At 57.3% G+C, this 13,237-nt stretch carries 9 protein-coding genes; 4 read left to right on the top strand and 5 right to left on the bottom strand.

Translation table 11 applies throughout. The features are described from left to right. Window positions 1-84: 84 nt before the first annotated feature. Window positions 85-486: a hypothetical protein gene (locus tag NKJ07_RS11495; RefSeq protein ID WP_318566960.1), complete on the top strand. Its 402-nt coding sequence runs from the start codon at window positions 85-87 to the stop codon at window positions 484-486. Between the two features lie 458 nt (window positions 487-944). Here the strand turns inward: NKJ07_RS11495 and NKJ07_RS11490 are convergent, their stop codons facing one another. Together NKJ07_RS11490 and NKJ07_RS11485 are read right to left on the bottom strand one after the other, a co-directional pair. Continuing rightward, window positions 945-1,379 carry a PIN domain-containing protein gene (locus NKJ07_RS11490; RefSeq protein WP_318566959.1) on the bottom strand — a complete coding sequence of 145 codons (435 nt, stop codon included), beginning with the start codon at window positions 1,377-1,379 and terminating at the stop codon, window positions 945-947. Further along, window positions 1,380-1,631, bottom strand: a complete 252-nt coding sequence (locus NKJ07_RS11485; protein WP_318566958.1) for an AbrB/MazE/SpoVT family DNA-binding domain-containing protein — start codon at window positions 1,629-1,631, stop codon at window positions 1,380-1,382. Window positions 1,632-2,468: 837 nt separating this feature from the next. On the opposite strand from NKJ07_RS11485, the gene NKJ07_RS11480 reads away from it, so the two are divergent. The 3 genes from NKJ07_RS11480 to NKJ07_RS11470 all read left to right on the top strand — a co-directional run bounded on the left by NKJ07_RS11480 (window position 2,469) and on the right by NKJ07_RS11470 (window position 9,752). Further along, on the top strand, window positions 2,469-6,659 hold the full coding sequence (locus tag NKJ07_RS11480) for a type IV secretory system conjugative DNA transfer family protein (RefSeq protein WP_318566957.1): 4,191 nt from the start codon (window positions 2,469-2,471) through the stop codon (window positions 6,657-6,659). 1,206 nt (window positions 6,660-7,865) lie between these two features. Continuing rightward, a complete protein-coding gene (locus NKJ07_RS11475; RefSeq protein ID WP_318566956.1) occupies window positions 7,866-9,110 on the top strand; it encodes a phage NrS-1 polymerase family protein in 1,245 nt (414 codons plus the stop codon). 309 nt (window positions 9,111-9,419) lie between these two features. After that, on the top strand, window positions 9,420-9,752 hold the full coding sequence (locus NKJ07_RS11470) for a hypothetical protein (protein ID WP_318566955.1): 333 nt from the start codon (window positions 9,420-9,422) through the stop codon (window positions 9,750-9,752). Window positions 9,753-9,771: 19 nt separating this feature from the next. Here NKJ07_RS11470 and NKJ07_RS11465 read toward each other — a convergent pair whose 3' ends face one another. The 3 genes from NKJ07_RS11465 to NKJ07_RS11455 all read right to left on the bottom strand — a co-directional run bounded on the left by NKJ07_RS11465 (window position 9,772) and on the right by NKJ07_RS11455 (window position 12,812). Continuing rightward, window positions 9,772-10,413 carry a hypothetical protein gene (locus NKJ07_RS11465; RefSeq protein ID WP_318566954.1) on the bottom strand — a complete coding sequence of 214 codons (642 nt, stop codon included), beginning with the start codon at window positions 10,411-10,413 and terminating at the stop codon, window positions 9,772-9,774. A 412-nt stretch (window positions 10,414-10,825) separates the two neighbouring features. Next, complete coding sequence (locus NKJ07_RS11460) at window positions 10,826-11,374, bottom strand: histone H1/H5 family protein (protein WP_318566953.1); 549 nt, start codon at window positions 11,372-11,374, stop codon at window positions 10,826-10,828. A 688-nt stretch (window positions 11,375-12,062) separates the two neighbouring features. Next, complete coding sequence (locus tag NKJ07_RS11455; protein WP_318566952.1) at window positions 12,063-12,812, bottom strand: hypothetical protein; 750 nt, start codon at window positions 12,810-12,812, stop codon at window positions 12,063-12,065. Between the last annotated feature and the right edge of the window lie 425 nt (window positions 12,813-13,237).

The raw sequence follows: 13,237 nt of genomic DNA, 5'->3' as shown, positions 1-13,237 counted from the left end.
GACGGCGTCCAATTACGGGTTAGCGTGACGGAATCTTCCCGTGAGAGCGTCTGAAGCTGCCGTTAGTCGACCGCAAAACAAGGCATGTTCAAAGCAGTCGCCGGCCGGGTGGACGACATCGAGGATATGTTCTCGTTGATGCAGACCGGCCTCGAGTTCGACATCGCCGAAGCAGAACTCGAGATGCAGGTCGAATTACTGGGGCAAGAGCTGTTCGTGACGTACGTGAACGAAGCGTTGACCGATCTCACCGAACAATACAACGTGGTGACACCATTGCACGACCCTGTCGCGAAGACTACCGAACGCGTCTACGAGGACCTGGAGGTGCTTCACGCGCTTGACGAACCGAAATCGGTGGCTGACCTGCAACAGGAATTCAACCGTCCTGTAGCAGACGTACAGGAGATTGTGAGACGTCTGGAAGAGAAAGACGCAGTCACGATAACCGATGGGCGCGTAGAACGTCGCTCAACGAAGATCTGACTGCGAGGGGCGCAACCACACTTGTCTGCTGGCGCACCGGGAGGGTGCGAGCGAAAGCGAGACGTGAGCAACGCGAACGTCGCGAAGCGAGCGGTGAAACCGCGAGCGCGGCTCCCGCTCCGTGGAGGCGAGCGAAGCGCGGAACGAACGGCGTTCCCACGAGCGAAGCGAGTGGGCGCACGGAAGACGAGCAGCGCGAGTCTTCCGGAGTGAGTGCCGCGAAGCGAACGGCGAGAGCGCGGGACGGAGTCCCGCGGGTGTTCGAGCGGGCCGTGCCCGCGAGATCGAGCCGTGACGCGCGGCGAGGCGCGGTCGTCACACTGGTCGAGAAAGGAGCGATCGCTCGACAGTCAGCCGAGTAACGTACACCCGATCACCCGGATGAGCAACGACAGCCCACACGAATCGGAGTGGGACGGAACAGAAAGACTGCAGCGGTGAATACTGGTGCATCTCGGTTACTCTGGTTGGTATGGATCGGTAGCGGTATCGAGTCGGTAGACGTCCTCCGCAGCGTCGAAGTCATCGTCGAACGCGTAGAGGTAGCCGAGTTCTTCGGTCTGCATGTAGGCGACGATGCAAGCGTCGACGAAGGAGAACTGTTCGTACTGCCGGAAGAGCGCTTTCCCCGTCGCGAAGGCATCCCCAGTCAGAGAGTCGATGTGGAATCGAGTATTTTCCTCGATTCGGTCGAGGAAGTCGGTCGCGGCATCGTGGCCTGCGTGAGTCGTCAACCCGTTCAGCGTCTCTGCAAGGACGTAATCGAGGACCACCACCTCAGGGAGGTCAGCAGTATCGACTCCCTGGAGTATTCGGAGGGCATCGTCATGTGCACCGTCCCGACGATACGCCGCCGCGAAGAGAACTGTCGTATCCACGAGAGCACGCGGCATCTATTCGATGTCGACGCCCCACGCATCGTGTTCGTCTGTGACCTCCGTTTCTCGATCTCCATCGTAGCCGTCGAAATCCCCGAACGTGCCGCTTCGTTGCTGGACGACCTGGACGCGGAGAGTTCCATCGTCCTCGATGCGCCAGCGGAGTTTGTCGCCATCGTCGATATCGAGCTTCCGGCGGATATGGGCGGGAATGTTCGCCTGATTTCCAGACACCTTGCTCTCGGAGTCAACCCCCTCACTACTCATGTTTGGGAGTAAGAGGTCGTACTTGATAAATAGTAGTGTGAGTACACACTACTATCCCGCTACACCCTTGACACCAGACCGAGTCCCTCGAAATCTCTCTGGGTAGACAATATAATTATATTGAATGTATGGAATTAGTATACTAATTGCGGTGAACCGATGCCTCCTTCCGAACGACACCCAGTTACGACCGAACCACCTGCGCCATCTGCCAACTCCTCCGCGACCGATTTCGACGCACAGCGGACGTACCTCCACATCGTTCCGACTGACACGTCGCTCAATCCGAAGACGGTGCACACACAGATCCTACGATTCTACGAGTTCTTGCAGGAGCGGCCGGTCGATCACAGATCCTCACGATTGCGACGTCGAGTAGCTAAGCGCCTCCTTGGAAGAAAAGACACACCCAGATCGTTCGAGTGCCTCGTCGTCACAGACGGCGACCCGGAGACACCGATCCAGTACTACCTCGGCATCGGATCGGTGACTGGGCACCCACCCACGGATCCAGCCGCCGACACGGGTGTCGATACTACCGCTAACGGAGACGCCGGCCTGGCCGCGTTCGAGCGGCTCGTTCGCGCAATGCTCCCGAACACGTACGAGATTGAATGCGTCCTCTGGCATCCCGAAGCCGTACTCGCCGCGCCGCTCTCACAACCGGTGGAAGGGGATGCTGCCGCGCCAGACCTGTCTGGTTCACACCTCGACGTGGAGGGCGACGAGCTAGATGAAGCCAGCTCGGAGGATCAGTTAACGCACCCCTCGGCTCCACCCACAGATGAGGTGGACTCCGACCGAAAAGAGACCGCAGATAGCGATTCGGACGCAGCCGTGACTGCTGACGGAGACACGAGCGCGTCTCCCGATCCCATCGACGAGACAGGCGCGTACCACGCCGTCGAGTTCGTCGGCAAGACAACGCGGCGTGCTGACTGGCAGACGCGTCTCGTTCCACTCGAAGCGTGGTACGACAACGGCAGCGCCGACATCGACTCGCGGCCGCCGCTGTCGACAGTGGTCGAGACGCTCGCGGCCAGTTCGATCCCCGCGGTGTATCAGGCGCTCGTGCAACCGATGCCGTCGTGGGCTGGTGCCGCCGAGGAACGCCGATACAACCTGCTCGAAGGCCGCGACACGTTCGTCGACCGGTGGTTCGACAATCTGGATCTCGGAAGTGGAGAATACGGCACTCGTAACAGAGAGACGCTAGAACGGCGGCGAGGTGAGATGACCGACGATCCCTTCAGTTCCGGTGGAGGCACGGCCACGGGTAGTGAATCGAATCCAGTCGACCGAGTCCGCGCGATCGAGGCTCGCGATGCCGACCGCTCGTTCGTCGTGAACGCTCGCGTGGTTGCCTGTGACCGGCTGCACGAGTCGACTGCGCCGCCCACCACCCAGACCAGTCCGCCCCCTACCGTGGACACTGACGCCGTCGGTGCTGCGTCACTTTGCACGGAACTCACGAGTGCGTTCAGTAGCATGCGTGGTCCGTACCACACGATCGAGGGTCGTCACCGCCGTGGGAGTGACGCAATTGCGGTTCGCGACGCGCTCTGTGGCCGGACCCTTCAGACTCCCGAGTACGACCGCGTCACGACGCGCTTGCCGGGCGTCCAGCCCACGAGCCGAGGGATCGTCGCGGGCCCTCGTGAGGCCTCCGTGTTCTGCCTGCTCGACGGTGGGAGTCTCACACCGACGGCGATGGAGGCACTCGCCCCCACGCCCGGTGAGCGTGCCCGCCCCGAGGGGCCACCGCCGTCGCGTGAGCTGTTGTCACGATATCGGGGCCCGGGCCTGACGCTCGGGACGCTCCAGCCGGGATGGACGACGGGCGTCGACGAGCACGGTGTCGGATACCACGACTCCACTTCTCGAGTAGTGGGTCGGACAGATTCCGGTACCACGGACTCGGGTATACGTACCGACTCGTTCGTCGTGCGACTCCCGCCGGCACTCCAGCGGCTTCACGTCGCCTGGTTCGGGAAGACCGGGTCGGGGAAGACGACGGCGGCGACGATCGGCTTGCTCGACAACCACGCGGCCACACAGGGAGCGACGGTCCTCATCGATCAGAAGGGCGACGGGATGGCGGACGACCTGATGCAGATGAAGTATACCCGTGAGGAACAGGCGGAACTCGACGATATCATCTACTTCGACGCGGCTCAGTTCCTCCCGGCCTTCTCGTTTTTCGACATTCGGGATCAGCTTCTGGCCGGTGTTCCCCACAGCGTTGCGGTCGCGGACGTCATCGACCACTACGTCGAGATCATCTGCCAGCTCAAGAGTCGCGAGTGGTACGACAGCGCCCCGCTCTCGGCGAAGCTCATCGAGGCGGTGCTGACGGCGATGTTCGACCCTGTCCACGGCCAGGACGCGTTCAGTCACCGCGAGTTCAGGGCGACGCTCTCGTGGATGCGTCGCGAGCAGACCGCCCCTGCTGTTTCCGATATCGAGACCCAGACGGTCCTCGAAGACGCCGTCACTGCTGGTGAGCGTGAGTTCACGAACATCATGAACGGCGTGCTCAACCGCGTCGACGAGATCACGAACCACACGTATCTCAGCACGGTCCTCAACAACGTGGGACCAGCCCCCGGTTCGGGAGCTGTCGCAGACTCACCCGAGAGCTCCGATCCCGACGTCGATGCTCACGCTGACTCTCACGCTTACTCGATCGCGGACCAGACTGACCTCGATGGTCGCGACAGCGCCGGTGAGACCGACCGTCTGGATGCGTCTCACCGCTCCGATGTCGGACGCGAATCGACACGGCGATCCAAACACGGATCCGAGTCCGACGCTCCGTCCGAGTTCGAGGCCGAGGCCGAGTCCGAGCCTGAGTTCGAGTTCGAGGCCGAGTCCGTGTCCACACCCACCTCCGAAACGCCCGGCTCTGGCTCAGAGAATCAGCACCCGCGTGAGACTATCCCGTCGTTCGAGTTCGGCGACGTGCTCGACACGAACACGATCGTCATCTTCGACACGGGGGGGCTGCGTGAGGAGGCACAGCGGGCGCTGACGGTTCTCATCGTCTCGAAGCTCTGGACGGCACTGCGTCGACGAACGCACCGACAGCAGCAACGGTACGGACATGAGCGAAGCCACGATCAAACTCCGGAGCAGCGTCACGGTCAGGGCCATGGCTCGACTCCGGACTCGGGGCGGGCCCTGGGAGTCAGTGACGATCTCGACTATCGTACGGATCGAACCACGGATGGTGACCGTGACCGTGAGGAAAACGCCGACGCTGGTGACACGACGCTCCCGCTGGTGAACCTGTTCGTCGAGGAGGCGTCGAAGGTGGCGGGGTCGGGCGTCGTCACGGACTTGCTCAAGCAAGCCCGCTCGTTCGGCTGTAGCGTCACGCTGTCGATGCAGTACCCCGCGCAGTTGAAGCACGCTGACGAGGAGACGTACAACGAAGTCCTGAACAACGTCTCGACGATCGTCACCGGGAACGTCCCGCTGGATCGCGACCTCGCGGCACGACTCGCCACGAGCGATATGCCACCGCAGGAGGTGGCCAACCGACTGCGTGCCCTCTCACGCGGCGAGTGGTTCTGTACTCTTCCGGCTGGCTTCGGACAGACCGAACCGCGACCGTTCGTGCTCGATTCCGCTCCGCTTCCATCGGGCCATCCCGAGGGTCCGGATCCGCTGCGGGGTTATGCGGAACTGCAGTGTGAGATCGAACAGGTGCGGTGTACGGACCGGACGCGGCGACGCCACGGGATCACGGTCGCACAGCCGAGTACGGTCGATGCCGAGCGTGACGGGGTCGAAGATGCAGTCGGAGCGCCGGCCGTCGAGACGGCTGCGATGAGTGGGGAAGACGACGCAGGAGCCGACGACGATCCGGACCGGCTTCCCCGCGTCGACACTGCGCTTCCGTACACCCGACGACTGCCGAAGACGGTCACGTACGTCGACGAGCGGCACGCACTGGACTGCACGGAGTGTGGCAACCGCTACGACCCATCGTCTGACGGGATGAAACGGGCCATCTCCTGTTGCTCGTCGCTGGAGGCTGTCGACCCCGACGACATCCCGATCACGGACGTGAATCTCAAACTCTCCCATGCGGAGCGCGCGGAGACGGATCTCTCGGATCGTGAGCTGCTGTTACTACAGGTGATTCACAACGCGCAGCAGCTCCGCTATGAGCCACCTGAGTACGACCTCTTACACGATTCGATGATCCGACTGCTGGAGCACGTCGGTGCCTCGAACGAGGACGTCCAGCGGCTTATTGAGGCGGGGTACCTGACACACGACGCTAACCACCCACACCGGCTCTACTCGGTCACGCCAACGGGCCGGAACGTGATCGGCGAGGCCTACCGCGAGGGCGTCGACTTCGGCCACGGAACGGGCGATCTCGAGGAGTCGAGCCTCCACGTGATGATGGTCGAGGTCGGCTATCGGTATCTCGTCCAGTCGTACAGGGACGACCCCGAGTCGCCGGTGACGGAGGTAATCAAATACTTCGACCTCGACCGGGCGCCGATCGAGACGACTGGTGGAGGTGTCGGAGGTGGTGAGGCAGATCGAGATGTGGCCACGAATGCGAACGGAGACGAAAAGACAGACACAGAGGCGGAAGTGGAAGAAACGACTGAGGCTGCTGCCGACACCGACGCGAACGCAGAGTCCAGCGATACGACGCCCCATACCGAGTCACGTCGTATCGATGCGGCGGGACTCGATGCCGAGGGCAACGTCGTCGTGACGCTCGAGGCCGAGCGTGTAAACCACGACGTCAGACGAGCTGTTCCTGCTGACTACGACAAGATGGCCGCATGCGATCCGGAAGACGCGATCTGGGTCTGCTGGAAGCAAAAAGAGGGGTACAAGATCCTTCGCGCGCTGAACGAGCCGCTCGATGGAATCACCCGGGTCGAAAAAGAGTACAGCTCTACGACGCCGCCACACCAGTACCGGATCGACACTCCCGGCCTGACTGCGATGTACAACGTCGAGTACCTCCGCGATCGCCTCGAAGGCGATCACGTTTAACCCGATCTTTGAGTTGAATCTATCGGAAGGTTGACTATCGTCGTGCGGAGGAAAACCTGGTCCGGGAGCTGTGACTGGTGTTGCTCTGACAGAGCAGTCTCAGCGACTATCGACTACGACTTTCTTCTGCTCGGCTCGGTGTTTTTGAAATTTGATAGAAGAGATGCCGCTGGATTTTCGGAAGACATATTTTTGATCTGATAGCTGAGCGATGCTGAGAGCGAGCGTGGACTGGTCCGCCTGAACGGAGATGGGTGTCGGCTGCTGCTGTCGACTGTGATGTAGGGATCTGGGACGATGAGCGGTTCATAATCGGTACGAAGGGCTAGTATGAGTCGATGGGTGGTCTCCGGTCGTCTCGGGTCGCGATGTGACGTTCATAATCGGCACAGACCCCGCACAGAGTGTCTCTGGGGCCATTCATGGCGTGGGACTAGGACGGTTTTGAGGGCGTTCGTGAGGGGGGTCCGTAGCGAGACCGCGAGAGTGTTAGGACGATTCGCGGGTCTTAGTGGGTCCAGATGCCTGAATCTCGGCTATTGGTGGTCTGCGATACTGGACGCCCGAACGTTGCCACTGGCCGAATATGGGCTCCCGAAATCGCCAGACGGAACCCGATTATGAGGATTTCATCCCTGACGTGATGTTTGTCGCCGCGTCGAGTTGTTCCCTCTTCTCTCGGTTTACCCTCTCTCTCGGTTGTGCAAGGCGTTTCCCACCACAGCGATATCCCCTCGTTCAGTGCCAATGGTTCCTCCTAGTTCCCCCTCTGTTGAATCTCACAGCGACTCTCTTGCGGAGCGATGGCCGGTTATGAACCATCTTTGAAGGTCTTAGAGGACTTAATACGTAGCATAGGACGAAATAAACCGATTATGAGGATTATGACTTTGCCGCCGCGCATTGTCCGTCATCGAGAGCCGAGTCGACTGGGCCCCGATTAAGATCGTGTGTAGGTCCTGGAGCGTATCATCAATCTAAATATGTATTCGGGATCGATACCATCTGTTAAATAATACCAGGAACCAAATATTTCCTCCATTCTCGCCACACCGACAGGACTGGTGCTGAATGTCGATCGTACTACCGTTCAACTTGTGTCTGTTACCTCTCTCGAAACCATCGTCAAAACCAGAATTACCGAAAATATTATGATATGTGTGGACGTATTCGTCTCAACACAATCAATGATAATCAACCCCACGTATGACCGCACTACCGACTACTGATCGACTCCCGTCTGATCTCCTCGACTGCGACCAATGGGTCTGCTGGCAAACGGAGACGAGAGACGGCAAGCAGACGAAGATCCCGATCGATCCTTCCACGGGCCGGTATGCCTCAGCGACCGATCCCGAAACATGGACGAATTTCGAGAGAGCGTGTGAGTACGCTCGTGCCACATCTTCAGCCGCTGGCATCGGATTCGTCTTTACCGACGACGATCCCTTCGTTGGCGTTGATCTCGATGATTGCCGCACAGGTGATGAGGTCGCTGGATGGGCGACTGATATCATCGAGCGCTTGGACTCGTATACGGAGATCAGTCCATCTGAAACGGGGTATCACATCATCGCCAGGGGCTCTCTTCCAGCGGGACCGAACCGGCGCGGTAACGTGGAGTGCTACGAGACTGCTCGCTACTTCACCGTGACCGGTGACAGCGTCCATGACCCATCACGTCCAGTCGCGGACCGACTATCCGAACTCGCTGCGGTCCACGCTGAGTACGTAGCTGACGACGAACCGACTGACGGTGACGAACATAACGGGACTGTCACCGAGGGCAGACGTGCCAACGCTTCGAACACCGGCCTCGACGACGAGACGGTACTTGAGAAAGCGATGAGCGCGACGAATAGCGCCAAGTTCGAGCGGCTATGGAACGGGTCGACGAGCGGCTACGACAGCCAGTCGGAGGCGGACATGGCCCTGTGCTTCCACTTGGCGTTCTGGACTGGGGGAGACACTGCACAGATCGATCGCCTCTTCCGGTGCTCGGGGCTGATGCGTGCCAAGTGGGACGAGGTACATTTCGCCGATGGAAGTACGTACGGACAGAAAACCGTCGAGCGGGCTGTCCATCGTGTCGATGATTTCTACGAACCGACAGAGTCGACCCCGAAATCACGACCCGATGGCACTGCGGCAACGCGTGATGAGCGCCTGAGGCCCGAGTTGAGCTCTCAGCACTCCCCATCTGCTCCTCGGAATGGTGCGTCTGCAACTGACTCTGACCCACGCTTGCTTGACATCGTCGACCGACTGGAGGCTCGCATTGAACGGCTTGAAGCGCAGAACGAAACGTTGCGAACGCAACTGGAAAACGCCCGCCGAGAGAATGATACTCATCGACCGGAGAGCGCTCCCGACGAGACGACTGCACCAACAGAGTCGACTTCGATTTGGACCCGAGTTCTCTCTCGGGTCACCCTTGTGGAGCGTGACTGAGCAGGGACATCACCTCTGTCGCCACTGGAGGTACGATCGGAGATTTATAGTGCAATTTAAATTATGATCGTTCTTTTCGGCCATGAGGCCGTCCACCGTGAGCGATTGAGTTCGACCTCGTGATTTTCGTATGGTAAACGAGACGCCCTTCTGTGTCGGAGATACACTCCACGAGGGCCTCCGTCGATACTGACCGGGCGGTCCTCGTAGGGGAGCGGTATCTTGGGCGTTCCACAAACAGCAACTGCTAGTAGATTCATGACGCTGCGTTAGTTTAATTATTATAGACTGTCTGATTATTGAGTGTGTATGCCAGGTAAAAAAGAAGAGGAGCGCGGAACACTTCCTTCAGTGCATCTTATCAGTCCCGAGGGTAAAGAAACAAATATCACGCCAGAATTTCAGTGGACAGCGAGTGATTCAGGAAATAAAAATCTAAATCACACCTTGCTGGTTTCAAAAGGAGATGGAAATCCTTTCTTAAAATCCAATTACAAATACACCTTCGATAGTGAAAATATACGAAAAATATCTGCCCGGCCGTTCATTCTCCAACGAAATGAGGATTATTCCTGGGGTGTGCTGGTTGATGATGGAGGGATTGGAGCAGCAAGATCTGAAATTTTCAGTATTGAGTTATGAATTCACAATTAGACTAATTTCATACTAATGTTTGTAGTATTGTATACGATAGAGTAAAAACGAGCAGTATGATATTCAATTCAACCCATTTTAATAATGCTCCTATAGCATATTCGATAACTGACATAACACAATTACAAATACATAACATTATAAATAGTCCACTTCCAGCTTCACCAGACAGATTTGCAAACGCAGCTATGATTGCTGTAATAAAGTATGAATTGATTGGAATTGTTACGATCAACAGGAATACTATGACGTCTGCGCCGATTCTTCCCTGCTTGAGAGACCATGCGAGTCTCTCAGCAACCCGATTATTGTATTTGTACATGACTGGCAGAGATACAAACGCGAAGAGAATACTCGGGAAGTAGTTGATCAAAGATGGATATACTCTACTGGATGCAGTAGACAAAACTCCACTAATTCGTTCTACTAGTGTTGGGGGCGAGTCGTCTTGAACTGATAGAGAAATATCTTGTACCCTTGTCCATGATCGGTTATCTCCATTGTTCAGTGTGTACACGACCCGTATGAGAATTGGATAGCTCCCCTCTTCATCAGCCGTCAGGGTAAAGCTTCCTGGACGGAGTCGATCACCGGGCTGTAGCTCGTTATTCGTTACAGGACATTGTGGATTACATCCCTCCGCCTGCATATTCGAAACCGACACGCCACTAGGGATGACCGCAATCAGTTGAAGACGGATCGAATCCGGATTTGAGGTGTACGCTACACCATCATAAGACACGATTACGCGTTCACCAGGAGCTACCTTGGTATCGGAGGTCCGCACAGCTACTTGCACGTGCTTCATCCCAATTGTGCCGTTCTGCTGAGCGAACCCCGACGTGGCAGTAGCCAACCCCGGCTGGGGCTCTGGAGTCTGAATCGACGATCGGTCCCAGCTCTGATCTCCCGATACTGGACTACTGATCAGACTCAATACGATGATCAAAAAAAGGACACCGCTGATCCATCCCGACAATGTATATTTAGACGATATCATAACTAAATTTATGTGTGCCTGTTGTGGGCGCGAATGTTCGGAACCATGTCTGTGTGCTGGACTAGCAAAGCTCGGAGAGTATTTGCTGGGCCTGCCCGATCGGAAGGCCTGTTTCTTCAACCACTTCGTTGATGACTTGTTCTACTGGGATCTCTCCATCGTAGCCCCTCTGTTGTTTCCATTGCCGGACAGCCTCCTTTGGTGAGACGTAGTAGATTGTCTGGTTATGTCGCAACTTCCCGAGTTCACCCTTAGCAACGAGTCGGTTCAGCACTTTTGAGACGTGCGAGCGGTGTCTGAGGCTCTTCGACTCTTCAACAATGTCCGGCCGCTGTCTCTCGATATACTTCGCAACATCACCAGCTGACGGTGGATCATCCAGTTCAGCGACAACTTGTCGGACCATCTCTTCGGCCTCCGAGAGCTGGTGATCGGTATGAAGTTTCTTTGTTTCGGCACGTGCTTGTGTGAGATAGATCTTCAGGAGGGCAGCGTCATCGTTTGTCAGGACTTGATTGATCAGTCGGGCGACTTTGGCCCCGTCTTCCTCCAGCTCAAGGTTACTGACGAGACGCTTGAATTCCTTATCCGGATTGATATTGGCGGTCATACAAGCCTCAACTGGACTCCGGTTGCATCGGAAGCATACGCTCGGAAGGCGTGGTCACGTGTCGGGCTACGCCACTCCACAAGCGTTTGATCCCCAGACGGACGTGACGGAGCAAAACGACTCTTTGGCTGATCAAACTCAGCTGTGAACGCATGGATCCCGAAACGAACGCGCACGTCCTCCCACGCCTGTCGATACGTCGATCCTGCGTCAACCCAGTTTGATTTGTCTGGGCCTGATGGTTTTGGCTCTGAACGCCGGGGATGTGTATGGACCAGTACAAACAACTCTGGCGTGTATGAGAGTTCACTATTTACGTATCGGATAACCTGCTGTCGATCATAGGAAATCCTCTCATAGGTCGCCTCGTTCACAACGTTAGCTGACGCCAGTGAATGAAAGCTATGGACTCGGTGTCGACTACGACCAGTCAATGCATAGAGCATCTCCACGTCGTCAGCATTGCCGGGTCGAACCTGCGAGATTGCTTTGTCCTCCATCTGATTGACGACCGCGTCTTCGGGAATTTCGATCCCGTTACTGTCCTCGTCTGTCGGTGGGCGTTTTTTTCTCGGCGTTTCCTTGGATTCTGGTCCATCTCGTTGCTGACGTTTAATGCGTACCTTACCACCACGTGCCGGCAGTTTGATTCGTTTGCGTCCCATGGTTGAGAAAAGCTGTCGTAGTCTTACTCCTCTAACATGATTTCGATTGGGCTGAACCCGCGGATAAGCGCGACGCCCCCAAGCAGGAGGAAGCCCGCAACACCGATGTACAGGATTAGTGACTGCGGAGGCCAACCACCATTACCGCCGCCACCAGTATCCCCACTAACGGCACCAGTACCGATGACCGTCCGATCACCGCTGGGATTATCGGGCGGCGAAGGGACACCTCTGACCGTAAACTGGAAACTGGGGTTGAGTATGTTGTATGCCTCGCGGTTGCCCTCTGGCCAGTAGGTGACCGTACCGTCCACAGTCATGTCCCGCACTTCAGTCGGATAGATATCCAGTTCGATAGTTCGGCTTGTCCCCGGCGGTATCTCGTAGGTGGCCGCAACGGTCCCTGCACCAGAGCCGGAGGCAAGTCGGCTCCCAACCATGTAGACGCCCGGACCAACACCCATCTGAGCATCCACGATCATCGTGCGTTCGTTGACCGCTGGATTACGAACGAATAGCGAAACCGTCCCCGGCGTGTTTTGAGTTACCGTCAACTCACGAGTCTGCAAGTCCACTGATGGCGGCTGATTGAATCGCACCGGACCTGACTCAGAGGGGTTGTTAGTGGCGGTCATTGCAGTCCCCGCTTTGATATCTGTCGTAGACTGAGCAATGGTTGTCCCGGCGAAGGCCGTTAATGAAGCTACCAGCAAGGCGCTCACGGCCAGCACCACTAGCACGGTCGCCACCGAGTGTCGTGTATTTTTGAGCATGGATAGTACGCGTACTAATTAATTGTACTCGTACAGAATATATCGTACAAGACCACTTATAACTTGTGCTAAATAAAGAATGTATCTTCAGACAGAATTTAGTCGTTCGTTTATTCCAAGACTGATATCAGAGTGTAGAACCTGAAGAAAGAGACCGTAACGACTGTCGCGACGACGCCGGGGTGGAGTTCGTACTGTGCTTGGACTTCCGGAGCGTACCACGCCTCCGAGTGGCCCGGCCCGACCGGTGCGGGGACGGGGTACCGCTCCGACTCGGCGCGTTCCTCCCCGGCCCCCACCTCACTTCCCCCTCGTCTGTTCCATGGGCCGAGTGTCTCTCTTTCCCACATAAGATTTCCACCGCAGAAATCACTCGTGAGAACGTGTACAACACACCGTCTGGCGCTCGGGGATAGAGCCCGCGT

The organism is Salinigranum marinum (assembly GCF_024228675.1).
In the GTDB taxonomy this organism is placed as follows: domain Archaea; phylum Halobacteriota; class Halobacteria; order Halobacteriales; family Haloferacaceae; genus Salinigranum; species Salinigranum marinum.
This window is presented reverse-complemented; position numbering and strand designations above follow the sequence as displayed.

Bases quoted from the DNA above. Each gene is read 5' to 3' on its own strand.
- NKJ07_RS11455 (WP_318566952.1), bottom strand. From the start codon at position 12,812: ATGCTCAAAAATACACGACACTCGGTGGCGACCGTGCTAGTGGTGCTG.
- NKJ07_RS11495 (WP_318566960.1), top strand. From the start codon at position 85: ATGTTCAAAGCAGTCGCCGGCCGGGTGGACGACATCGAGGATATGTTC.
- NKJ07_RS11470 (WP_318566955.1), top strand. From the start codon at position 9,420: ATGCCAGGTAAAAAAGAAGAGGAGCGCGGAACACTTCCTTCAGTGCAT.
- NKJ07_RS11460 (WP_318566953.1), bottom strand. From the start codon at position 11,374: ATGACCGCCAATATCAATCCGGATAAGGAATTCAAGCGTCTCGTCAGT.
- NKJ07_RS11485 (WP_318566958.1), bottom strand. From the start codon at position 1,631: ATGAGTAGTGAGGGGGTTGACTCCGAGAGCAAGGTGTCTGGAAATCAG.
- NKJ07_RS11465 (WP_318566954.1), bottom strand. From the start codon at position 10,413: ATGCAGGCGGAGGGATGTAATCCACAATGTCCTGTAACGAATAACGAG.
- NKJ07_RS11490 (WP_318566959.1), bottom strand. From the start codon at position 1,379: ATGCCGCGTGCTCTCGTGGATACGACAGTTCTCTTCGCGGCGGCGTAT.
- NKJ07_RS11475 (WP_318566956.1), top strand. From the start codon at position 7,866: ATGACCGCACTACCGACTACTGATCGACTCCCGTCTGATCTCCTCGAC.